Origin of the sequence: Streptomyces sp. 840.1 (assembly GCF_003751445.1) — a bacterium.
Classification (GTDB): Bacteria; Actinomycetota; Actinomycetes; order Streptomycetales; family Streptomycetaceae; genus Streptomyces.
On the sequence record NZ_RJUU01000001.1, the window covers coordinates 3,488,394 to 3,508,890 of the forward strand.

A 20,497-nucleotide genomic window follows, 5' to 3' on the forward strand; every position below is an offset into this window, starting at 1 on the left:
CCCGCCGCACCACCGGCTTGCCGGCGAGCGCCTACACCACCGGCTTGCCGGCGAGCGCCACGCCCGCCTCCCGCAGCTCCGCCAGGGCCCGCTCCGTGGTCGCCGGCGCGACGCCCGCGGTCAGATCGAGCAGTACGTGCGTGGTGAAGCCCTCACGGGCGGCGTCCAGCGCGGTGGCCCGGACGCAGTGGTCGGTGGCGATGCCGACCACGTCGACCGAGTCGACCCCCCGGTCGCGCAGCCACTCGGCCAGCCCCACACCGTTCTCGTCCAGGCCCTCGAAGCCGCTGTACGCCGCGGCGTACGCACCCTTGTCGAAGACCGCGTCGATGGCCCCGGAGGCCACCGCGGGCGCGAAATTGGGGTGGAAGCCGACCCCTTCCGTACCGGCCACGCAGTGCGGCGGCCAGGAGTGCTCGAAGTCCGGTGCCGAGGAGAAGTGATCGCCCGGGGCGATGTGGTGGTCACGGGTGGCCACCACGTGCCGGTAGCCGGGCTGGGCCTCACCGATCAGGTCCGTGATGGCGGCGGCGACATCGGCACCCCCCGCCACCGCGAGGCTCCCGCCCTCACAGAAGTCGTTCTGAACGTCCACGACGATCAAGGCGCGGTGCATGGCGGGTGTCCTTCGGTGGGGGAGAGGGGGTGTGACGCTTACGGGGAGTGTGACGGTTACGGGGATGGCCCCGAGCCTAGAGACTCGGGGCGCACAATCAAGCCCGGCGGGGGGCGCATCCCATGCGCTTCGGGCTTCGGGGGAGATCCGGGACCCCGCGGCTGCCGGGTCGCCCCGGCAGCCGCTCACCCCTTCACAGGTACTCGGTGGGAATCACCGGCTCGCCCCGCGACAGCTGCATCGCGGACATCGGCAGCCCGGCCCGCGCGGCGATGTGCCGCTCCCGGGCCGCGTCCAGCGGCTCACGGGCGACCACCTCGCCGCCCCGGACCAGCTCCACCAGCAGCTGCCGGTCCGCCAGCTCCGGCGGCACCGGGCCGGTGCCGATCACCTCGGCCTCGGCCACCCCGTCCTCGTCCAGCCGGCGCGCCGCCCACTTGCGGCCGCCGATGGAGGTCTTCGCGCCCAGCGACTTCTTCGCCACCGGCCGCAGCGGGTCCGCCGGATCGGCGGAGGCGGCCCGCGCCACCAGCTTGTAGACCATCGAGCAGGTCGGCTGCCCGCTGCCGGTCACCAGCTGGGTGCCGACCCCGTACGCGTCCACCGGCGCGGCGGCCAGCGAGGCGATGGCGTACTCGTCCAGGTCCGAGGTCACCACGATCTTCGTGCCCGTGGCGCCCAGCTCGTCCAGCTGCTGGCGCACCCGGTGTGCGACCAGCAGCAGGTCACCGGAGTCGATCCGGACCGCGCCCAGCTCCTTCCCGGCGACCTCCACCGCCGTACGGACCGCCGCCGTCACGTCGTACGTGTCGACCAGCAGCGTCGTGTCGCGCCCCAGCGAGTCGACCTGGGCCCGGAACGCGTCGCGCTCGGAGTCGTGCAGCAGCGTGAAGGCGTGGGCGCTCGTCCCGACGGTCGGGATGTTGTAGCGGAAGCCCGCGGCCAGGTCGGAGGTGGTGTCGAAGCCGCCGACGTACGCGGCACGGGCCGAGGCCACCGCCGACAGCTCGTGAGTGCGGCGCGCGCCCATCTCGATCAGCCCGCGCCCGCCCGCGGCCGACGACATCCGCGAGGCCGCGGCGGCGATCGCCGAGTCGTGGTTGAGGATCGACAGGATCACCGTCTCCAGCAGCACGCACTCGGCGAAGGAGCCCTCGGCCCGCAGGATCGGCGAGCCGGGGAAGTACACCTCGCCCTCCGGGTAGCCCCAGATGTCCCCGCTGAAGCGGAAATCGGCCAGATAGTCGAGCGTCGGCCCGTCGACCACGTTCTGGTCGCGCAGGAAGGCGAGCATCTCGTCGTCGAAGTGGAAGTTCTCGACCGCGTCCAGGACCCGCCCGGTGCCCGCGACGACGCCGTAGCGCCGCCCCTCGGGCAGCCGGCGGGTGAACGCCTCGAAGACCGAGCGCCGGTCGGCGGTGCCGGCCTTCAGCGCGGCCTGCACCATCGTGAGCTCGTACTGGTCGGTGAAGAGCGCTGTCGAGGGCACACCGACCCGTCGCCCAAGGTCCGCAGAGTTCATGCCGGGGATGCTACCCCTATTTCGTCAAAGTGACGAGATGGGGGTGCCGTGACCGGCGCGGTGCCGGGGCCGTTTGTGCGATGCCCCCTCCCGAGTGGCAGCATGGGGTAGGTGAGCGTCGCCCCCGTAGAGATCGAACGTCCCGAATCGGCCGAGGAGAACCTCGTTGTCCCCGAGCCCGACGTCCCCTGGGTGACGCTGGTCCACAACGACCCGGTCAACCTCATGAGCTACGTCAGCTATGTCTTCCAGGCCTACTTCGGCTATTCGAAGGACAAGGCCCACAAGCTCATGCTCGACGTCCACCAGAAGGGCCGCGCCGTCGTCTCCAGCGGAAGCCGCGAGGAGATGGAGCGCGACGTCCAGGCGATGCACGGTTACGGGCTCTGGGCCACACTCACCCAGGACCGCAACTAGCACCGCACGCCCTCCGCCCTGCCCTGTCCCGCCCCGCACGCCCGACCACCATCGGAGAGAACCCATGGCCGGCCACTTCGAGGCCACCCCCGGCGGCGGCGCGGCCGTCGCGCTCGACGAGGTGGAGGTCGCGATCCTGCGCTCCCTCGCCGTCCAGCTGCTGGAGCTCATCGGCCCCGGCGACGAACCCGCCGAGGGCGAGGACCCGCTCGCCGCGCTCTTCGCCGAGGGCCCCAGCGAACCGCCCAGCGACCCCGCCCTGGCCCGGCTCTTCCCCGAGGCCTACGGCGACGGGGACGACGAACTGCGCGCCGCCTCTTCCGAGTTCCGCCGCTTCACCGAGAACGACCTGCGCACCCGCAAGCGGGACGACGCCCTGGTCGTCGTGCGCACCCTGGACGGACTCGCGCCCGTCGGGGACGGCGGCGCCGTGCTCAGGCTCGACGCCGCCGAATGCCGCAGCTGGCTGGGGTCCCTCAACGACCTGCGCCTGACCATCGGCGCCCGCCTGGAGGTCTCCGACGAGGACGGCGGGGAGGAGGGCTCGCTCTACCGGCTGCCCGACAGCGACCCGCGCAAGCCCATGGTCATGGCCTACCTCTGGCTGGGCGGCCTCCAGGAAACGCTCATCGAGACCCTGATTCCGTAACGCGGCGCACCGGCCGAACCCGGCGTGTTCGCTCAGAGGACGCTCAAATCCTAATAACGATCACGTCACCTGTTCGGCCTTTTTTGCAGTGAGCTGAACCCCGTTGTCCCCTTTTTCCTGTGGCATGCGCCACATAATGTCCGGTGGATCACCGTTGTGCCCGTGATAAATCTTCACGACCACTCGGGGACGCCACCCCTGTTCCCGAGGGCGCTATCGGCCGGTGACCACCGGCGGCACTCCATCCATATCCGGGGGGATCAGGACCTGATCCGCAGCCGCAAGGCGCGGATCAGCGTGGAGAAAGGGCGCACCACATGACATCGGCGAAGGTCGAAGAGGGACAGGAAGAGCCGCAGGCCACAGCTGCGGACGCAACCTCGGCCGAGGGCTACCAGCGCGCCCTCGGAGCACGCCAGATCCAGATGATCGCCATCGGCGGGGCCATCGGCACCGGCCTTTTCCTCGGCGCCGGCAAGGCCATCGCCAAGGCCGGACCCAGCCTCGTCCTGGCCTACGCCATCGCGGGCCTGGTGATCTTCTTCATCATGCGGGCACTGGGCGAACTCCTCATGTACCGCCCGGTCTCGGGTTCGTTCTCCGAGTACGCCCGCGAATTCATCGGGCCCTTCGCGGGATTCGTCACCGGCTGGACCTACTGGCTTTTCTGGGTGGTCACCGGAATCACCGAAGTCACCGCTGCGGCCCAGTACATGACGTTCTGGTTCGACATTCCGCAATGGGTCTCCGCGCTGGTATTCACTATCATTCTGTACGGCGTGAACCTGATTTCCGTGAAGCTCTTCGGTGAGCTCGAATTCTGGTTCTCGATGGTCAAGGTCACCGCCATCGTCGGCATGATCCTCATCTGTGCCGGAATCCTCACCCTCGGCTTCTCCGACGCCGGCGACACCGCGTCCGTCACCCACCTCTGGGCCGACGGCGGCTTCTTCCCGCACGGCATCAAGGGCACCCTGATGACCCTGCAGATCGTGATGTTCGCCTTCCTCGCCGTCGAGCTGGTCGGTGTCACCGCGGGCGAGTCCAAGGACCCCAAGACCGTCCTGCCCAAGGCCATCAACACCGTGCCCTGGCGCATCGCCGTCTTCTACGTCGGCGCGCTCGTCATGATCCTCTCGGTGGTCCCCTGGACCGAGTTCTCGCCGGACGTCTCCCCGTTCGTCGAGGCCTTCAAGAAGATGGGCCTCGGCGTCGGAGCGGGCATCGTCAACTTCGTCGTCCTGACCGCCGCGCTGTCCTCCTGCAACTCCGGCATGTACTCGACCGGCCGGATGCTGCGCGACCTCGCGCTCAACGGCCAGGGACCGAAGTTCTTCACCCGGCTGACCAGGAGCGGCACCCCGCTCGTCGGCACCACCGTCTCGGCCGCCCTCATGCTCGTCGGCGTCTGGATCAACTACCAGTGGCCCGGAGACGCCTTCACCTACGTCGTCTCCTTCGCCACCATCTCCGGCATGTGGGCCTGGATCATGATCCTGATCAGCCAGATCCGCTACCGCCGGCTGGCCGACCGCGGAGTGCTCCCGCAGTCCAGCTTCCGGGCCCCCGGCGCCCCGTACACCAGCGTCTTCGCGCTCGCCTTCATCGGCATGGTCATCGTCATGATGGGCATCGACAAGGACGCCCGGATCTCGCTGTACTGCGCCCCCCTGTGGGCCCTGATCCTGGGCGTCTCCTACCTGGTCCTCAAGGCACGCAACCCCGGGAACAAGGCCTTCACCGGCCGCTGAGAACACCGGCACAACCCCGGTGCGGGCAACCGCCCCAAGGGTCGTGTCCATGATGCGGGCCGCCGCGTACCACTCCTCGGTACGCGGCGGCCCGTCGTCCTATCCTGGGCGCCATGCTGACCATCACCCAGGCGCTGTACGACCAGATCGTCGCGCACTCCCGCGCCGACCACCCCGACGAGGCGTGCGGCGTGGTCGCCGGTCCGGCCGGAACGGGCCGCGCCGAACGCTTCATCCCCATGCTCAACGCGGCCCGCTCGCCCACGTTCTACGAGTTCGACTCGGCGGATCTGCTCAAGCTCTACCGCGACATGGACGACCGCGACGAGGAGCCCGTGATCGTCTACCACTCGCACACGGCGACCGAGGCCTACCCCTCGCGCACCGACGTCACCTACGCCAACGAACCGGGCGCCCACTACGTCCTGGTGTCGACCGCCGACGCCGACGGGGCCGGGCCCTTCCAGTTCCGCTCCTACCGCATCGTGGACGGCGAGATCACCGAGGAGGACGTCGAGGTCACCGGCGCCCCCGACGCCGCCTGACCCCCGCGCCACCGGCAGGACAGGGCCGCCGAACCGGCCCTGTCCACCTGTCGAACGCCCACCATCCACCAGGTGAGATCACATTCCAGATTCCGGACCGGGAATCGATACGATGAGCCCATGGTTCTCCATGACGTGAGCGACAAGACGCCGGGCACGCTGCTCGTGGCGCGCCTGCACGTCGATCTGTGCCGACTTTCCAGCGCGATCTGTACGAACCGCCGGCCCGCCGGCCGCGAGGCCTGAGCCGGGCCGAGGGCAGGCGCCGCCCGGCCGGGCACCACCCGCACCCGCACCACGACACACGTTCCACCCCGCGCGGGGGCAGAGCCGCGCGCCCCATGCCCACCGTCACCACTCCGCTTCGACAGGAGCCCACGCCATGGCCATCGAGGTCCGCATCCCGACCATCCTCCGCACCTACACCGACGGCGCCAAGGCCGTCGAGGCCAGCGGAGAGACCCTCGCCGACCTCTTCACGGACCTGGAGACCCGCCACACCGGCATCCGCGAGCGCATCGTCGACGGTGACCAGCTGCGCCGCTTCGTGAACGTGTACCTCAACGACGAGGACGTCCGCTTCCTCGACGGCATCTCCACCAAGCTCAGTGACGGCGACAGCATCACCATCCTCCCGGCCGTCGCCGGCGGCATGAACTGATGCGCTACGACAGCCCGCTCGCCGCAGTGGGCAACACCCCGCTCGTCCGCCTGCCGCGGCTGTCACCGTCGGACGACGTCCGCATCTGGGCCAAGCTGGAGGACCGCAACCCCACCGGCTCGATCAAGGACCGCCCCGCGCTCCACATGGTCGAGCAGGCCGAGAAGGACGGCCGGCTCACCCCCGGCTGCACCATCCTCGAACCCACCAGCGGAAACACCGGCATCTCGCTCGCCATGGCGGCGAGGCTCAAGGGCTACCGCATCGTCTGCGTCATGCCCGAGAACACCTCGCAGGAACGGCGCGACCTCCTCACCATGTGGGGCGCCGAGATCATCGCCTCCCCGGCGGCGGGCGGCTCCAACACCGCCGTCCGCGTCGCCAAGGAGCTCGCGGCGGAGCACCCGGACTGGGTGATGCTCTACCAGTACGGCAACCCCGACAACGCCGGCGCCCACTACGCCACCACCGGCCCGGAGATCCTCACCGACCTCCCCTCGATCACCCACTTCGTGGCCGGCCTCGGCACCACGGGCACCCTCATGGGCGTCGGCCGCTACCTCCGCGAGAACGTCGAGGGCATCAGGATCGTCGCCGCCGAGCCGCGCTACGACGACCTGGTCTACGGCCTGCGCAACCTAGACGAGGGCTTCGTCCCCGAGCTGTACGACGCCTCGGTCCTCACCACCCGCTTCTCCGTCGGGTCCGCCGACGCCGTCACCCGCACCCGCGAACTCCTCCAGCAGGAGGGCATCTTCGCGGGCGTCTCCACGGGAGCCGCGCTGCACGCCGCGATCGGCGTGGGCAACAAGGCGGTCAAGGCCGGTGAGCGCGCCGACATCGTCTTCGTCGTCGCGGACGGCGGCTGGAAGTACCTGTCGACGGGCGTCTACACCGCGCCCACGACGGAAGCCGCGATCGAAACGCTCCAGGGCCAGCTCTGGGCGTAGCACGAACGACGCACGACAGCGCACTCACACACGGAGGGCGGACCGGGACCCCGGTCCGCCCTCCGCCGTTCACGCCCTACGCCCGGCGGCCACCTCGTACCCGCTCCCACACCTGCGGGTCCAGCTCGCCGACCCGTCGCCGGAAGTCCCGCACGGCCACCCGGCGCAGCTCGTCCGTCTCCAGGAAACTGTCCCGCCCCCGCGCGTCGCCGACCGTGCCCCGGGGAAGCGCGATGACCCCGGGACGCTCCCCGTGGTCCTTGCTCGTGATCTTCGCGACGTGAGCGACCCCGCCCCGTACCGACATCACGAGACACGGCCGGTCCTTCGATCCCGGCCCGTCCTCGAACGGCACCTCGGCCCACCAGATCTCACCGGCCCTCGGCTTTCCGCCGACTGCCGGCCTCTTGCCGCGCCCCGGACCCGCCGGCGGCCGCGACCGTCCTCCGGAGCGCCCCTGCGGCCGCCGCCCGCCACGCTTGCGCCCGTCGTTCAGCGCCGCGACGAGCCCGAGCAGGAGGACGAGGGCGAACGCGATCCACCAGCCGGTCATATTCATGTCCCGAAGGTACCGCCAGGGCCGGCGCTTCCATCGAACCGGTGACAGCACAGGTGAGTTCCCCCACAACGACACTCCTCGAAGGAGCGACCGCCTCTTTCGCGCCTTACGCTCAACAAACCGCTCAACGCACACGTACGAACCGCACGAACCGCACGAACCCTCCCCGTTCCCACTCTCGGAGGTTCACGCTCCATGAAGCTCACCGTCGTCGGATGCTCCGGCTCGTTCCCGTCCGCGGGATCGGCCTGCTCGAGCTACCTCGTAGAGGCCGACGGCTTCAGGCTGCTCCTCGACATGGGCAACGGCGCCCTCGGCGAGCTGCAGCGCCACGTCGGTCTCTACGACCTCGACGCCATCTTCCTCAGCCACCTCCATGCCGATCACTGCATCGACATGTGCGCGTACTTCGTCGTCCGCTACTACCCGCACGAGGGCGGACGCCTGGCCCCGATCCCGGTCTACGGCCCCGACGGCACCGAGCAGCGGCTCACCACCGCCCACGCGGACACCCCGTCCGAGCACGCGATGGGCGAGGTCTTCGACTTCCACACGCTGAAGCCGGGCTCGTTCGAGATCGGCCCCTTCTCGGTCCGTACGGAGAAGCTCCGCCACCCCGTCGAGACCTTCGGCATCCGCGTCGAGCACGGCGGCAGCGCGCTCACGTACTCCGGCGACACCGGCACCTGCGAGTCCCTGGACGAGCTGGCCGAGGGCGCCGACCTCTTCCTCTGCGAGGCGTCGTTCGTGCACGGCAAGGAGGACATCCCGGACCTCCACCTCAACGGCCGCCAGGCCGGCGAGCTCGCCGCCCGCGCCGGGGTGGGGCGCCTGGTCCTCACCCACATCCCGCCGTGGACCGACGCCGGACGCAACCTGTCCGACGCCCGCGAGGTCTTCGACGGCCCGACCGAGCTGGCGGTCCCGGGCGCGGTCTACGAGATCTGACGGCGCCGGTCCCGTACGCGGGGCGAAGCCGGCCCCGTACGCACGAAGAGGCCCTCACCTTCCGCCGGGAAGGTGAGGGCCTCTTCGTATGTACGGGGCCGACCGGGCTTACGCCTTGGTCAGGTCCTCGACCTCTTCCTCGGGCTCACGGCCCGGGGTGGTGAGGTTGAACTTGGTGATCGCGAAGCGGAAGAGCACGTAGTAGAGCGCTCCGAAGACGAGACCGATCGGGATGATCATCCACGGCTTGGTCGCCAGGTTCCAGTTCAGCGCGTAGTCGATGAAGCCCGCCGAGAACGTGAACCCGGCGTGCACGCCGAGCGCCCAGGTGACGGCCATCGAGATGGCGGTCAGGACGGCGTGGATCGCGTAGAGCACCGGCGCGATGAACATGAACGAGAACTCAATCGGCTCGGTCACACCGGTGACGAACGAGGTCAGCGCGAGGGAGACCATCATGCCCATCACGGCCTTGCGGCGCTCGGGGCGAGCGGCGTGAGCGATGGCGATGGCGGCGGCCGGGAGGCCGAACATCATGATCGGGAAGAAGCCCGACATGAACTGACCGGCGGTCGGGTCACCGGCGAAGAAGCGGTTCAGGTCACCGTGCACGACGGCGCCCGTGGCGTCGGTGAAGTCACCCAGCTGGAACCACGAGACGGTGTTGACGAACTGGTGCATGCCCACGGGCAGCAGCGCGCGGTTGATCAGGCCGAAGAGTCCGGCACCGAAGGAGCCGAGGCCCGTCATCCACTCGCCGAAGTCGGCTATGAGGTCGCCGATCGGCTCCCAGACCAGACCGAAGAACACACCGAAGATCACACCGACGAAGGCCATGACGATCGGGACGAGACGGCGGCCGTTGAAGAAGCCGAGCCAGTCGACCAGCTTGGTGCGGTGGAGCTTCTGCCACAGGACCGCGGTGACGAGACCCATCAGGATGCCGCCGAGGACACCCGGGTTGTTGTACGTCGCCGCGGTGTCCGCGCCCTTCTGGATCACCGCTTCGGTGACCGGGAAGGCCTTGAGGACGTTGCTGTAGACCAGGAAGCCGACGAGGCCTGCCAGGGCGGTGGAGCCGTCCGACTTCTTGGCGAAGCCGATCGCGACACCGATGCAGAAGAGCAGCGGCAGGTTGTCGAAGACCGCCGCACCCGCGGTGGCGAACACGGAGGCGACTTTGTGCCAGCCGAGTCCGTCGTCACCGAAGACGTCGGGCTGGCCGAGGCGGAGCAGAATGCCCGCGGCCGGCAGCACGGCGATCGGCAGCTGGAGGCTGCGTCCTACCTTCTGCAGGCCCTGGAACAGGCCGGAGCCCCGCTTCTTCGCGGGGGCCGCCGTGGCGGTGGCCGTACTCATCAACTTCCTCCAGTAGGCAAGGCGCCGCCAGGGACAGGTTTTTTTGGTGGGCGACGACTCAAGAAACGCGGCAGAACGCCACGTGGTCTGGACCACTCAGTGGTGTAGACCAGTTTTAGCACGGTGAGGGTTAGATAAGGAACCTGCAATTTCCGACTACTTCGCAGTAGCCATCGCGCACGCACCGTGACATGCCGAAGGCCCCCGGACCGAGTGGTCCGGGGGCCTTGGCGGGAGGGGCTACGGCCCCTGTCCAGCGGCTATTTCGTGAGGTTGCTCTCGATCTCTTCCTCCACCTCGTCGGGCTCCCGACCCGGGGTCTGGAGGTTGAACCTGGTGATAGCGAACCGGAAGATCACGTAGTACACCACCGCGAACCCGAGGCCGATCGGGATGATCAGCCATGGCTTGGTGGCCAGACTCCAGTTGATGACGTAGTCGATCAGGCCCGCCGAGAAGCTGAACCCGTCCTTCACTCCCAGCGCCCACGAGAGCGCCATCGACACACCCGTCAGCACCGCGTGGATCGCGTACAGCAGCGGTGCCACGAACAGGAACGAGTACTCGATCGGCTCCGTGATTCCCGTCACGAACGACGTCAGGCCGACCGACACCATCAGGCCGCCGACCGCCTTGCGGCGATGCGGCTTCGCGCAGTGGTAGATCGCCAGCGCCGCCGCCGGCAGCGCGAACATCATGATCGGGAAGAACCCCGTGGTGAACTGACCGGCCGTCGGGTCGCCCGCGAGGAACCGGTTGATGTCACCGTGCACGACAGTCCCGTCCGGCTTCGTGAAGTCACCGAACTGGAACCAGACGAACGTGTTCAGGAACTGGTGCATACCGATCACGAGCAGGGCGCGGTTGGCCACACCGAAGATGCCCGACCCCAGCCAGTCCAGATCCACCAGCCACTTCGAGAAGCTCGTCAGACCGTCGCCGATCGGCTGCCACAGCCACGCGCACAACGCCGCGAAGAGCAGGCCGACGAACGCCATGATGATCGGGACGAGACGCCGGCCGTTGAAGAAGCCCAGCCAGTCCACCAGCTTGACCCGGTGGTACCGCTGCCAGAACCAGGCCGCCATCAGCCCCATCACGATCCCGCCGAACACCCCCGGGTTCTGGTACGCGGCCGCCGTCACCTGCGCGTCGCCCGTGACACACGTACCGAACCAGACACCGCCCGACACGAACGTCGAACCCTCGTCGCAGTCCACCGGGAAGGCGTGCAGCACCGCGTAGTAGACGAGGAAGCCCGTCACCGCCGCCAGCGCCGTCGAACCGTCCGCCTTCTTCGCCATCCCGATCGCCACACCGACACAGAACAGCAGCGGAAGACCGAGCCCCGAGTCGAGCAGCGCACCACCGGCCGCCGCGAACACCTTGGCGAGATTGGTCCAGCCCAGACCGTCGTCACCGAACACGTCCGGCTGGCCGAGCCGGTTGAGAATGCCCGCCGCCGGGAGCACGGCGATCGGCAGCTGAAGGCTGCGCCCCATCTTCTGCAGGCCCTGGAACAGACCGCTCCACCACTGCTTCTGTGGGATCGCTGCGCTGCTCGAGCTCATCGGCGTCCTCCCGGAACACGGCACAATTGGGGGTTGTTGCACACTGGTGTAGACCAGTTGCGGTACGGTGCGGAGCCCGCCCGGAAGACAGGGCGCCGGTGATCGTCATCATTGGCGATGGCTCGGCTGCCCGCCCGCGAAGTTGGGCCAACCGTGCGTTACCGTGACGAAACGGACCCATGGTGGGCCGTCACATGTACGTGAAGAACCAGGGAGAAGGCCATGGCCAGCAAGGCTGAGAAGATCGTCGCCGGGCTCGGCGGAATCGACAACATCGAAGAGGTCGAAGGCTGCATCACCCGCCTCCGCACCGAGGTCATCGACCCGAGCAAGGTCGACGAAGCCGCGCTCAAGGCCGCCGGAGCCCACGGCGTCGTCAAGATGGGCACCGCGATCCAGGTCGTCATCGGCACCGACGCGGACCCCATCGCCGCCGACATCGAAGACATGATGTGACCCACCGCTGAACCCGTACGGGCCCCCGGGCCCGACACCCGCAGGCCCCGCCCCACCAGGACGGGGCCTGCGGTGCGCCCGGCACCGGCCGCGGCCGGCCCACGCCCCCCTCGCACCGCGAACGGCCCGCCCCGCGCACCCGATAAAGTCGACGCCATGTCTCGTATCGACGGCCGCACCCCTGACCAGCTCCGCCCCGTCACCATCGAACGCGGATGGAGCAAGCACGCCGAAGGATCCGTACTCATCTCCTTCGGCGACACCAAAGTCTTCTGCACCGCCTCCGTCACCGAAGGCGTCCCGCGCTGGCGCAAGGGCAGCGGCGAAGGCTGGGTCACCGCCGAGTACTCCATGCTGCCCCGCTCCACCAACACCCGCGGCGACCGCGAATCCGTACGCGGCAAGATCGGCGGCCGCACCCACGAGATCAGCCGCCTCATCGGCCGCTCGCTGCGCGCGGTCATCGACTACAAGGCACTCGGCGAGAACACCATCGTCCTGGACTGCGACGTCCTCCAGGCCGACGGCGGCACCCGCACCGCCGCCATCACCGGCGCCTACGTCGCGCTCGCGGACGCCGTCGCCTGGGGCCAGAGCAAGAAGATCATCAAGCACGGCCGCAAGCCGCTGACCGGCACCGTCTCCGCCATCAGCGTCGGCATCGTCGACGGCACCCCCCTACTCGACCTCTGCTACGAGGAGGACGTCCGCGCCGAGACCGACATGAACGTCGTCTGCACCGGCGACGGCCGCTTCGTCGAGGTCCAGGGAACCGCCGAGGCCGAACCCTTCGACCGCGACGAGCTGAATGCCCTCCTCGACCTCGCCACCGCCGGCTGCGTCGACCTCACCGCGTTCCAGAACGACGCACTCACCCGCACCCTCGGCGCATAGCCACCAGGTCAGGTAAAGAAGCAACCAAGTCCCCACGCACAGCGTCGATACGGGTACGGGCGCACGGGTCGAACCGTGCGCCCGTCCGCGTATCCGCACCCGGGGAGGGACCACACCATGGCCGCGCGCCACCGACGCCACCGCACCGCACTGGCCGTCACCGCCGTACTGCTCACCGCCACCGCGGCAGCCGGCTGCGGCGCCCTCGACAAGGCGATGGACTGCGTACAGACCGCCGACGCCATCGCCACCAGTGTGAACAACCTCCAGCAGGCCGTCAGCAACGCCTCGAACGACCCCAGTCAGGCCTCCGAAGCCCTCGACGACATCGAGAAGGAACTCGGCAGCCTCGGGGACAAGACCGACAACGCCGACCTCAGCAAGGCCGTCGACGACCTCCGTGACGGCGTCGGAAACGTCCGCGCCTCCATCGACAAGGGCGACGAGACCCCCGACATCACCCCGGTCACCGACGCGGCAAAGGAGATCGGCAAGGTCTGCACCCCGTAATCGGCCTATGCCCGAGGCGGCGATAATCGACGCATGACCCGCCTCATCCTCGCCACCCGCAACGCCGGGAAGATCACCGAACTCCACGCGATCCTCGCCGACGCAGGCCTCACCCACGAACTCGTCGGCGCGGACGCGTACCCCGAGATCCCCGACGTCAAGGAAACCGGCGTCACCTTCGCGGAGAACGCCCTCCTCAAGGCGCACGCCCTGGCCCAGGCCACCGGCCACCCCGCCATCGCCGACGACTCCGGCCTCTGTGTGGACGTACTCGGCGGCGCCCCCGGCATCTTCTCCGCCCGCTGGGCCGGCACCCACGGCGACGACCGGGCCAACCTCGACCTGCTCCTCGCCCAGCTCTCCGACATCGACGCCCCGCACCGCGCCGCCCACTTCGCCTGCGCCGCCGCCCTCGCGCTCCCCGACGGCACGGAACGCGTGGTCGAGGGCCGCCTGTCCGGCACCCTGCGCCACACCCCGTCCGGCACCCACGGCTTCGGCTACGACCCGATCCTCCAGCCGGAGGGTGAGACCCGCACCTGCGCGGAGCTGACCCCGGCGGAGAAGAACGCGATCAGCCACCGCGGCCTGGCCTTCCGGGCACTGGTACCGGTGGTGCGGGATCTGGTGGGGTGAGTTCTCGGATACGCGAACGGCCTGCGCTCCGACTGTCGGGGCGCAGGCCGTTTCGCTCAGTGCGGCGGAAGGGATTCGAACCCTCAAGCCGTTTCACGGGCCACAGATCCTAAATCTGCTGTGTCACCTCTGCACCACCGCCGCCGGACGCCTGACATGCTACCGGGCGCCGGCAGGCGAGTTCTATGCCTGCGCTTTTCGGCGGCCTCGTACGGATCAACGAACCGATTATCGGGGAGTCGCGTCCGATATCCGGCAAGATGCGGAATGGCCCGCCCCGCTTCGGTGATGTCCGAAGCGGGGCGGGCCATTCCGTGCAGGCGTGGGGTCAGAACTTCGGGTCCGGGGTCTGGGAGTGCACCAGTTCCTCCGCCTCGGCGGTCGTCTCCACCGAGGGCGGCGAGCCGTCCAGGGGCTTGTTGGCCGTTTCCTTCATGCAGGCCACGGCGATGACGCCGACCACGGCCGCGCCCATCGCGTAGTACGCCGGCATCAGGTTGGTGCCCGAGACGCTGATCAGGGCCGTGATGACGAACGGCGTCGTACCGCCGAAGATCGACGCCGACAGGTTGTAGCCGACCGACAGGGAGCCGTAGCGGACCTGGGTGGGGAACAGGGCCGGGAGGGCGGCGGACATGGTGCCGAGCATGCAGACCAGGGAGAGGCCCAGCATCAGCATGCCGAGGGAGACGGCCGGGATGCTGCCCTGCCGGATGAGCAGGAAGGCGGGCAGGGAGAAGATCAGGAAGCCCAGCATGCCCGTCATCAGGAGCGGCTTGCGGCCGAAGTGGTCGGAGAGCTTGCCGACCTGGCTGATGATCAGCATCAGGAAGACCATGACGCCGAGCAGGATGAGCAGTCCGTGGGTCTCGCTGTAGCCGAGCTCGTCGGAGAGGTACGTCGGCATGTACGACAGCAGCATGTAGTCGGTGATGTTGTACGCGCCGACCAGGCAGATGCAGAGGATCAGCGTCGGCCAGTAGTCGCGGAAGATCTTGGCGAGGTCGCCCTTCGCGGTCACCTCGACGCCGTCCGCGGCCTCGGTGGCGTGTGCGGTGCCGCCCTCCAGCTTCTGGAAGGCCGGGGTCTCGTCCAGGCGCAGTCGCAGGTAGAGGCCCACGAGGCCGAGCGGGCCGGCGACGAGGAACGGGATGCGCCAGCCCCAGGACTCCATCTGGGTGTCGTTGAGGAGCGCGTACAGCAGCGTGACCAGACCGGAGGCCCCGACGTAGCCGGCGAGCGTGCCGAATTCGAGGAAGCTGCCGAAGTAACCGCGTCGCTTGTCGGGGGCGTACTCGGCGATGAAGGTGGAGGCGCCGCCGTACTCACCACCGGTCGAGAAGCCCTGGAGCATCCGGAAGAAGATGAGCAGGACGGGCGACCAGAGGCCGATGGAGCCGTGCGAGGGAATGAGGCCGATCGCGAAGGTGCCGATCGCCATCATGATCATGGTGAGGGCGAGGATCTTCTTGCGGCCGACCTTGTCGCCCATGGGGCCGAAGAACATGCCACCGAGGGGGCGCACGAGGAAGGCGACGGCGAAGGTCGCGAAGGAGGACAGGAGCTGGGTGGTGTCGCTCCCTCCCGGGAAGAAGACGTGACCCAGGGTCGCGGCCATGTAGGAGTAGATGCCGAAGTCGAACCACTCCATGGCGTTGCCGAGCGACGCCGCCTTCACGGCGCGCTTGACCGCCTGGTCGTCCGTGATCGTGATGTCCGTCCGCCGCAGCTTGGGATTCTGCCGTTTGCGGATGGCGCGGAAGAGGGCGGGATGCCGTTTGACCGCTTCGGGGTCGGCCGCCTGATGGGGGTCGGAGGCCGCCATGGCCGGGTCCTTTCCTCGGTGGGTGTTCCAGGGAAGGCTTCTGCGCGGTCATGGCGGTCGCAAACCGAATCGGCGAGAGATTGGGATGTCCATCACACTTTTTCGGCCATTCGGCCCAACCTCCGGCCGCCGGCTGCCGGTGTCAGATCCCCAGGTCCCTGATGATCTTCGCGACGTGACCGGTGGCCTTGACGTTGTAGAAGGCATGCTCGATCTTGCCCTCTTCGTCGACGACGACCGTGGAGCGGATGACGCCCGTCACCGTTTTGCCGTAGAGCTTCTTCTCGCCGAAGGCGCCGTAGGCCTCCAGGGTCTCCTTGGACGGGTCCCCGACCAGGGTGACCTTGAGGTTCTCCTTCTCGCGGAACTTGGCGAGCTTCTCGGGCTTGTCGGGGGAGACGCCGATGACGTCGTATCCGGCGCCGGCCAGCAGGTCGAGGTTGTCGGTGAAGTCGCAGGCCTGCTTGGTGCAGCCGGGGGTAAGAGCCGCCGGGTAGAAGTAGACGATGACTTTGCGGCCCTTGTGGTCTGCGAGCGCGATGTCGTTGCCGTCGGCGTCCGGAAGGGTGAAGGCGGGGGCGGTGTCGCCGGTCTTCAGTCGCTCGCTCATGGTTCTCCTCGTTGGTACGTGGGGTGTACGGGACCGAGAGTAATAGGGGTGCCGCCGGGTGCGGGGGCGGCCGAGCTGACAGACTGTCGATGAAGGTTTACCGGACGAGGACCACGGAGGCGGCGCAGTGTCGGATGCCAGGAGCCCTGCGCAGATCGAGGCGGACATCATCACCAGGCGTGAGCAGCTCGCGGTGGTGCTCGATGAGATCGGGGTGCGGGTGCACCCGAAGACGATCATGGGCGACGCGAAGGCGAAGGCCGCCGAGGCCGTGGACCGGACGGCCGGGCGGGCGTTCGTCGCGGTGAACCGGACGGTGTCGGACGTGAAGGCCCAGTTCGTGACGGAGGACGGCAGGCCGCGGCTGGAGCGGGTCGTTCCGGCGGCGCTGCTCGCGGTGGGTGTGGTGGGTCTGCTCACGGTGTCTACGCGGCGGCGCAAGAAGTAGACGGCGCGGGAAGTAGAGGGAGCGGGGCGCGGCCGGGGTGCCCCCTCGGGCGTGCGGCGGCGGGTCGGCCAGGTAGGTTGCGGGGCGTGAGCGAGAACGCGGACGACAAGCTGCCCATCCGGATGCTGCACGACCGTGTGCTGGTCCGGTCCGATTCGCCCGAGGGCGAGCGCCGTTCCGGCGGGGGCATCCTGATTCCGGCGACGGCCGCGGTCGGCCGCCGTCTGGCGTGGGCCGTGGTGGTGGCGGTGGGGCAGAACGTGCGGTCGGTGGAGCCGGGTGACCGGGTGCTGTACGACCCCGAGGACCGGGCCGAGGTCGAGGTGCGGGGGGTGGCGTACGTGCTGATGCGGGAGCGCGATCTGCACGCGGTGGCGGCGGACCGGTTCGAGGGCTCGGTGGATTCGACCGGCCTGTATCTGTAGCCCCGATTGTGGTGTGCAAGGCCTGGTGACCGTTGTCACCAGGCCTTTTGCCTGTTCTTTGCTACGGTGGTGGGACCCCGACGAGACGCGCCGTACCGGGCTTCGCAAAGACGACGCATCCGTGTTGTTCGCGTGTTCGTGTCGTCGGAGGTTCTGTCATGGCGTGGGTTCTGCTGGTGATCGCCGGTCTGCTGGAAGTGGCCTGGTCGATCGGGATGAAGTACACCGAGGGGTTCACCCGGCTGTGGCCGAGTGTGTTCACGGGGCTCGGGATCGTGGCGAGCATGGTGTTGCTGTCCCATGCGGCGCGGACGCTGCCCATCGGTACGGCGTACGGCGTGTGGGTGGGTATCGGCGCGGCCGGTGCCGCGGTGCTGGGCATGGTGGTGCTGCATGAGCCGGTGACGGCTGCCCGGATCTTCTTCGTGTGTCTGCTGCTGGTGGCCGTCGTGGGGCTGAAGGCGACGTCGGGTCACTGACGGGTCCCGCCGGGCCTTCGGTCCGCTGACGGGTCCCGCCGGGCTTTCGCGGGGACAGGCCCTAGAGGCGGCCGGGGGCGCGGGTGCCCCGGGCGCCTTCCAGGAGGCCGCCGGCGGTGCCCGTGCCGTTGTCCGTTCCGCCGTTGTCCCCGCCGCCGCTGTCGCCGCCCCCGGTGTCCGTGCCCCCGTCGGTCCCGCCGTCCGTGCCGCCTCCGGTGTCGGTGCCTCCGGCATCGGTGCCGCCGGTGGGTGTGCCGGTGGTGGCGGGCGGGCTCTGCGGGGTGGACGGGGTGGTGGGCGGCGTGCTGGACGGGGGTTTCGAGGTGGCGCCGGAGGGGGTTCGGGACGGCTGACCGGTGTTGCCGGGTGCGCTGCTCTGCGTGCTGGGCAGTTCGGTCTCGTCGGTGCCGCTCTCCAGGTCGAGCGTGAAGTCCTGGACGGGGGTGCCGCGCAGGGCGGCGCCGGTGTACTGGGCCCAGGTCTCGGCCGGGGCGCCGCCGCCGTTGATGCGGGGCAGCCCGAGTGCGCCGTAGAGCGGCTTCTGCACGCCGGTGGTGGGGTCCTGGCCCATGACGGCGATGACGGTGGCCAGTTCGGGTGTGTAGCCGGCGAACCAGGCGGCCTTGTCCTCCTCGGCGGTGCCGGTCTTGCCGGCGGCGGGACGGCCCGCGCCCTGGGCGGCGGTTCCGGTGCCGCCGTCGACGACGCTCCGCAGGATCGAGGTGGTGGTGTCGGCCGCCTGGCGGCTGACGGCCTGTTCGGTGCTCCGGTCCGGGAGCTTGACGGCCACGCCGTCCTTGGTGACCTTGTCGACGAGGACGTGGGCGCCGTGTCTGCCGTGGCCGGCGAGCGTGGCGTAGGCGTCGGTCATGTCCAGGACGCTGGCGGTCGAGGGGCCGAGCGCGATCGACGGGGACGCCGTGAGGTCGGGGGTGTCCTTGGGGATGCCGAGGCCGACGGCGGTCTGGCGGACCTTGCCGGGGCCGACGTCCTCGGCCATCTGGGCGTAGACGGCGTTGACGGACTTGTCGGTGGCGGTGCTGACGGTGATGGGCCCGTAGCTCTTGTCGTCCTCGTTGGCGGGGGCGTAGCCGGTGGGTCCGTCGGGGCCCTGGACCATGCGCTTGTTGGTGCCGTCGTAGAGGGTGGTGGGCGTGATGCGCCGGCCGTCCTGGGTGGTGGAGCCGTTGGCGACGGCTGAGGTGAAGACGAACGGCTTGAAGGTGGAGCCGACCTGGTAGTCGGTGCGGGTCGCGTTGTTGACGTACTGCCTGGTGTAGTCGATGCCGCCGTACATGGCGACGACGCGGCCGGTCGCGGGGTCGATGGAGGCGCCGCCGACGCGGACGTTGCGGTCGGCCTTGCGCTCCTTGCTCGTCTTGGACATGACGTTGTCGTCGACGGCTTCGACGAGGGCGTCCTGCTTCTTCTTCTCCAGCGTGGTGGTGATCCGGTAGCCGCGGGTGGCGAGGGTCTTCTCGTCGAGGATGTCGTTGCGGACGAGGTAGTCCTCGACGGCCTGGATGATGTAGCCGCGCTGTCCGGAGAGGCTGTTGGCGGGCTTGACCCGGCCGGGCGGGGGGAAGGTCATGGCGGCGCGTTCGGCGGCGCCGAGCCAGTCCTCCTTGACCATGCCGTCGAGTACGTAGTTCCAGCGGGCGACGGCGGCGCCCTTGTTCTCGGGGTGGGTGATGACGTCGTACGCGCTGGGCGCGTTGAGCAGGGAGGCGAGGTAGGCGCCCTCGGCGGTGGTGACGTCGCCGATGTCCTTGCTGTAGTAGGCCTGGGCGGCGGCCTGGATGCCGTAGGCGTTGCGGCCGAAGTAGCTGGTGTTGAGGTAGCCCTCGAAGATCTGGTTCTTGGATTCCTCGCGGTTGAGCTTGATCGCGATGAAGAATTCCTTGATCTTGCGGCCGACGGTCTGTTCCTGGCCCAGGTAGTAGTTCTTGACGTACTGCTGGGTGATGGTCGAGCCGCCCTGTTTGCCCTTGCCGGTCAGGGTGTTCCAGCCGGCCCGGAACATCGCCTTGATGTCGACGGCGCGTTCGGAGTAGAAGTCGCGGTCCTCGGCGGCGAGGACGGCGTGCTGGACGGGGCGGGGGACCTGGGCGAGTTTGATGTTCTCCCGGTTGACCTCGCCGTCACGGGCGATGACGCTGCCGTCCTTGTAGAGGTAGACGTTGGACTGGGCGGTGGCGCTGGCGTTGGCGGAGGGGATGTCGACGAGCTGGTAGCCGGCGATGAAGCCGCCGATCAGGACCAGGGCGATGAGAAGGATGCCGCCGAGCACCATCCGCCAGGTGGGCAGTGCGCGGCGCCAGCCCGTGCGCTTGGGGCGTTTGGGCTTCTTCTGCTTGGCGCCGGATGCCGCGGTCCCGCCGGTCGCCGCGCTCTCCCCGGTCGCTCCCGTCCCTCCTGCCTCCCCGCTCCTGTCGCTTCCGTTCCGGCCGGGCTCGTCTCCGGGGGCGGCAGCGTCGGCAGGCAGGTCTCTGGGGCGCCAGCCCCTGGGGTCGGGGTCCCCGTTCTGCTGCTGTGGCTCGTCGCTCATGTCGGTGCAGACTCCTCGGCCGCGGTCAGTTCTCCCATACTGCCCTTTGCTCCGGTATATCCACCGGATCTGTCCCCGAAAAGCGGTCGCGGCGGCTGCCCCGGCTGGACTAGGCTCG

General features: G+C 69.0%; 23 protein-coding genes, 1 tRNA gene and 1 riboswitch. Of the genes, 15 read left to right on the forward strand and 9 right to left on the reverse strand.

What is annotated here, in order from left to right:
• Positions 1-31 precede the first annotated feature (31 nt).
• Positions 32-616 (reverse strand): isochorismatase family protein, encoded by a 585-nt coding sequence (locus tag EDD93_RS15890; protein ID WP_123525763.1) that lies wholly within the window; start codon positions 614-616, stop codon positions 32-34.
• Positions 617-809: 193 nt separating this feature from the next.
• Complete coding sequence (locus EDD93_RS15895) at positions 810-2,138, reverse strand: nicotinate phosphoribosyltransferase (RefSeq protein WP_123525764.1); 1,329 nt, start codon at positions 2,136-2,138, stop codon at positions 810-812.
• Positions 2,139-2,249: 111 nt separating this feature from the next.
• On the opposite strand from EDD93_RS15895, the gene clpS reads away from it, so the two are divergent.
• The 7 genes from clpS (at position 2,250) to EDD93_RS15930 (ending at position 7,111) form a co-directional block, all read left to right on the forward strand.
• Entirely contained in the window at positions 2,250-2,555 is a 306-nt protein-coding gene (gene clpS / locus EDD93_RS15900) for an ATP-dependent Clp protease adapter ClpS (RefSeq protein ID WP_123525765.1), read from the forward strand.
• 64 nt (positions 2,556-2,619) lie between these two features.
• Positions 2,620-3,204, forward strand: coding sequence for a DUF2017 domain-containing protein (locus EDD93_RS15905; RefSeq protein ID WP_123525766.1), 585 nt, complete (start codon positions 2,620-2,622; stop codon positions 3,202-3,204).
• A gap of 317 nt (positions 3,205-3,521) precedes the next feature.
• Positions 3,522-4,955, forward strand: coding sequence for an amino acid permease (locus EDD93_RS15910; RefSeq protein WP_123525767.1), 1,434 nt, complete (start codon positions 3,522-3,524; stop codon positions 4,953-4,955).
• Positions 4,956-5,068: 113 nt separating this feature from the next.
• A complete protein-coding gene (locus EDD93_RS15915) occupies positions 5,069-5,500 on the forward strand; it encodes a Mov34/MPN/PAD-1 family protein (RefSeq protein ID WP_123525768.1) in 432 nt (143 codons plus the stop codon).
• Between the two features lie 120 nt (positions 5,501-5,620).
• Positions 5,621-5,746 carry a putative leader peptide gene (locus EDD93_RS40225; RefSeq protein ID WP_260255956.1) on the forward strand — a complete coding sequence of 42 codons (126 nt, stop codon included), beginning with the start codon at positions 5,621-5,623 and terminating at the stop codon, positions 5,744-5,746.
• A 136-nt stretch (positions 5,747-5,882) separates the two neighbouring features.
• A complete protein-coding gene (locus tag EDD93_RS15925) occupies positions 5,883-6,161 on the forward strand; it encodes a MoaD/ThiS family protein (RefSeq protein WP_123525770.1) in 279 nt (92 codons plus the stop codon).
• Entirely contained in the window at positions 6,161-7,111 is a 951-nt protein-coding gene (locus EDD93_RS15930) for a PLP-dependent cysteine synthase family protein (protein WP_123525771.1), read from the forward strand. The genes EDD93_RS15925 and EDD93_RS15930 overlap by 1 nt, the downstream gene beginning before the upstream one ends.
• A gap of 76 nt (positions 7,112-7,187) precedes the next feature.
• On the opposite strand, the gene EDD93_RS15935 is transcribed toward EDD93_RS15930, so the two are convergent.
• Positions 7,188-7,670 carry a type II toxin-antitoxin system PemK/MazF family toxin gene (locus EDD93_RS15935; RefSeq protein WP_123525772.1) on the reverse strand — a complete coding sequence of 161 codons (483 nt, stop codon included), beginning with the start codon at positions 7,668-7,670 and terminating at the stop codon, positions 7,188-7,190.
• Positions 7,671-7,865: 195 nt separating this feature from the next.
• On the opposite strand from EDD93_RS15935, the gene EDD93_RS15940 reads away from it, so the two are divergent.
• The gene (locus EDD93_RS15940; protein ID WP_123525773.1) at positions 7,866-8,618 is read left to right on the forward strand and encodes an MBL fold metallo-hydrolase; all 753 of its coding nucleotides are present in this window, start codon (positions 7,866-7,868) and stop codon (positions 8,616-8,618) included.
• 108 nt (positions 8,619-8,726) lie between these two features.
• Here the strand turns inward: EDD93_RS15940 and EDD93_RS15945 are convergent, their stop codons facing one another.
• Together EDD93_RS15945 and EDD93_RS15950 are read right to left on the reverse strand one after the other, a co-directional pair.
• Positions 8,727-9,977: a PTS transporter subunit EIIC gene (locus tag EDD93_RS15945; RefSeq protein ID WP_123525774.1), complete on the reverse strand. Its 1,251-nt coding sequence runs from the start codon at positions 9,975-9,977 to the stop codon at positions 8,727-8,729.
• A 260-nt stretch (positions 9,978-10,237) separates the two neighbouring features.
• Positions 10,238-11,548 carry a PTS transporter subunit EIIC gene (locus tag EDD93_RS15950; RefSeq protein ID WP_123525775.1) on the reverse strand — a complete coding sequence of 437 codons (1,311 nt, stop codon included), beginning with the start codon at positions 11,546-11,548 and terminating at the stop codon, positions 10,238-10,240.
• A 222-nt stretch (positions 11,549-11,770) separates the two neighbouring features.
• Here EDD93_RS15950 and EDD93_RS15955 point away from each other — a divergent pair, with 222 nt between their 5' ends.
• The 4 genes from EDD93_RS15955 to rdgB all read left to right on the forward strand — a co-directional run bounded on the left by EDD93_RS15955 (position 11,771) and on the right by rdgB (position 14,044).
• Positions 11,771-12,004 (forward strand): glucose PTS transporter subunit EIIB, encoded by a 234-nt coding sequence (locus EDD93_RS15955; RefSeq protein ID WP_019886687.1) that lies wholly within the window; start codon positions 11,771-11,773, stop codon positions 12,002-12,004.
• Between the two features lie 156 nt (positions 12,005-12,160).
• Positions 12,161-12,898 carry a ribonuclease PH gene (gene rph, locus EDD93_RS15960; protein WP_123525776.1) on the forward strand — a complete coding sequence of 246 codons (738 nt, stop codon included), beginning with the start codon at positions 12,161-12,163 and terminating at the stop codon, positions 12,896-12,898.
• A gap of 117 nt (positions 12,899-13,015) precedes the next feature.
• On the forward strand, positions 13,016-13,408 hold the full coding sequence (locus EDD93_RS15965; protein WP_123525777.1) for a hypothetical protein: 393 nt from the start codon (positions 13,016-13,018) through the stop codon (positions 13,406-13,408).
• Between the two features lie 33 nt (positions 13,409-13,441).
• On the forward strand, positions 13,442-14,044 hold the full coding sequence (gene rdgB / locus EDD93_RS15970) for an RdgB/HAM1 family non-canonical purine NTP pyrophosphatase (RefSeq protein WP_123525778.1): 603 nt from the start codon (positions 13,442-13,444) through the stop codon (positions 14,042-14,044).
• Between the two features lie 60 nt (positions 14,045-14,104).
• Here rdgB and EDD93_RS15975 read toward each other — a convergent pair.
• The 3 genes from EDD93_RS15975 to bcp all read right to left on the reverse strand — a co-directional run bounded on the left by EDD93_RS15975 (position 14,105) and on the right by bcp (position 16,479).
• Positions 14,105-14,188, reverse strand: a tRNA-Leu gene (locus EDD93_RS15975).
• A 184-nt stretch (positions 14,189-14,372) separates the two neighbouring features.
• Entirely contained in the window at positions 14,373-15,869 is a 1,497-nt protein-coding gene (gene proP / locus EDD93_RS15980; protein WP_123525779.1) for a glycine betaine/L-proline transporter ProP, read from the reverse strand.
• A 142-nt stretch (positions 15,870-16,011) separates the two neighbouring features.
• Positions 16,012-16,479, reverse strand: a complete 468-nt coding sequence (bcp, locus tag EDD93_RS15985) for a thioredoxin-dependent thiol peroxidase (protein WP_123525780.1) — start codon at positions 16,477-16,479, stop codon at positions 16,012-16,014.
• A 127-nt stretch (positions 16,480-16,606) separates the two neighbouring features.
• On the opposite strand from bcp, the gene EDD93_RS15990 reads away from it, so the two are divergent.
• The 3 genes from EDD93_RS15990 to EDD93_RS16000 all read left to right on the forward strand — a co-directional run bounded on the left by EDD93_RS15990 (position 16,607) and on the right by EDD93_RS16000 (position 17,831).
• Positions 16,607-16,927 (forward strand): DUF3618 domain-containing protein, encoded by a 321-nt coding sequence (locus EDD93_RS15990; protein WP_123525781.1) that lies wholly within the window; start codon positions 16,607-16,609, stop codon positions 16,925-16,927.
• A gap of 86 nt (positions 16,928-17,013) precedes the next feature.
• Positions 17,014-17,352, forward strand: a complete 339-nt coding sequence (locus tag EDD93_RS15995; RefSeq protein ID WP_123525782.1) for a co-chaperone GroES — start codon at positions 17,014-17,016, stop codon at positions 17,350-17,352.
• Between the two features lie 55 nt (positions 17,353-17,407).
• Positions 17,408-17,472: riboswitch (guanidine-III (ykkC-III) riboswitch) on the forward strand.
• Between the two features lie 38 nt (positions 17,473-17,510).
• The gene (locus EDD93_RS16000; RefSeq protein WP_024491021.1) at positions 17,511-17,831 is read left to right on the forward strand and encodes a multidrug efflux SMR transporter; all 321 of its coding nucleotides are present in this window, start codon (positions 17,511-17,513) and stop codon (positions 17,829-17,831) included.
• 61 nt (positions 17,832-17,892) lie between these two features.
• On the opposite strand, the gene EDD93_RS16005 is transcribed toward EDD93_RS16000, so the two are convergent.
• On the reverse strand, positions 17,893-20,379 hold the full coding sequence (locus tag EDD93_RS16005) for a transglycosylase domain-containing protein (RefSeq protein WP_123525783.1): 2,487 nt from the start codon (positions 20,377-20,379) through the stop codon (positions 17,893-17,895).
• Between the last annotated feature and the right edge of the window lie 118 nt (positions 20,380-20,497).

What these genes read in the sequence shown, in the direction of transcription:
- EDD93_RS15890 (WP_123525763.1), bottom strand. Translation starts at nt 616, where the DNA reads ATGCACCGCGCCTTGATCGTCGTGGACGTTCAGAACGACTTCTGTGAG.
- EDD93_RS15895 (WP_123525764.1), bottom strand. Translation starts at nt 2,138, where the DNA reads ATGAACTCTGCGGACCTTGGGCGACGGGTCGGTGTGCCCTCGACAGCG.
- EDD93_RS15905 (WP_123525766.1), top strand. Translation starts at nt 2,620, where the DNA reads ATGGCCGGCCACTTCGAGGCCACCCCCGGCGGCGGCGCGGCCGTCGCG.
- EDD93_RS15910 (WP_123525767.1), top strand. Translation starts at nt 3,522, where the DNA reads ATGACATCGGCGAAGGTCGAAGAGGGACAGGAAGAGCCGCAGGCCACA.
- EDD93_RS15915 (WP_123525768.1), top strand. Translation starts at nt 5,069, where the DNA reads ATGCTGACCATCACCCAGGCGCTGTACGACCAGATCGTCGCGCACTCC.
- EDD93_RS40225 (WP_260255956.1), top strand. Translation starts at nt 5,621, where the DNA reads ATGGTTCTCCATGACGTGAGCGACAAGACGCCGGGCACGCTGCTCGTG.
- EDD93_RS15925 (WP_123525770.1), top strand. Translation starts at nt 5,883, where the DNA reads ATGGCCATCGAGGTCCGCATCCCGACCATCCTCCGCACCTACACCGAC.
- EDD93_RS15930 (WP_123525771.1), top strand. Translation starts at nt 6,161, where the DNA reads ATGCGCTACGACAGCCCGCTCGCCGCAGTGGGCAACACCCCGCTCGTC.
- EDD93_RS15935 (WP_123525772.1), bottom strand. Translation starts at nt 7,670, where the DNA reads ATGAATATGACCGGCTGGTGGATCGCGTTCGCCCTCGTCCTCCTGCTC.
- EDD93_RS15940 (WP_123525773.1), top strand. Translation starts at nt 7,866, where the DNA reads ATGAAGCTCACCGTCGTCGGATGCTCCGGCTCGTTCCCGTCCGCGGGA.
- EDD93_RS15945 (WP_123525774.1), bottom strand. Translation starts at nt 9,977, where the DNA reads ATGAGTACGGCCACCGCCACGGCGGCCCCCGCGAAGAAGCGGGGCTCC.
- EDD93_RS15950 (WP_123525775.1), bottom strand. Translation starts at nt 11,548, where the DNA reads ATGAGCTCGAGCAGCGCAGCGATCCCACAGAAGCAGTGGTGGAGCGGT.
- EDD93_RS15955 (WP_019886687.1), top strand. Translation starts at nt 11,771, where the DNA reads ATGGCCAGCAAGGCTGAGAAGATCGTCGCCGGGCTCGGCGGAATCGAC.
- rph (WP_123525776.1), top strand. Translation starts at nt 12,161, where the DNA reads ATGTCTCGTATCGACGGCCGCACCCCTGACCAGCTCCGCCCCGTCACC.
- EDD93_RS15965 (WP_123525777.1), top strand. Translation starts at nt 13,016, where the DNA reads ATGGCCGCGCGCCACCGACGCCACCGCACCGCACTGGCCGTCACCGCC.
- rdgB (WP_123525778.1), top strand. Translation starts at nt 13,442, where the DNA reads ATGACCCGCCTCATCCTCGCCACCCGCAACGCCGGGAAGATCACCGAA.
- proP (WP_123525779.1), bottom strand. Translation starts at nt 15,869, where the DNA reads ATGGCGGCCTCCGACCCCCATCAGGCGGCCGACCCCGAAGCGGTCAAA.
- bcp (WP_123525780.1), bottom strand. Translation starts at nt 16,479, where the DNA reads ATGAGCGAGCGACTGAAGACCGGCGACACCGCCCCCGCCTTCACCCTT.
- EDD93_RS16000 (WP_024491021.1), top strand. Translation starts at nt 17,511, where the DNA reads ATGGCGTGGGTTCTGCTGGTGATCGCCGGTCTGCTGGAAGTGGCCTGG.
- EDD93_RS16005 (WP_123525783.1), bottom strand. Translation starts at nt 20,379, where the DNA reads ATGAGCGACGAGCCACAGCAGCAGAACGGGGACCCCGACCCCAGGGGC.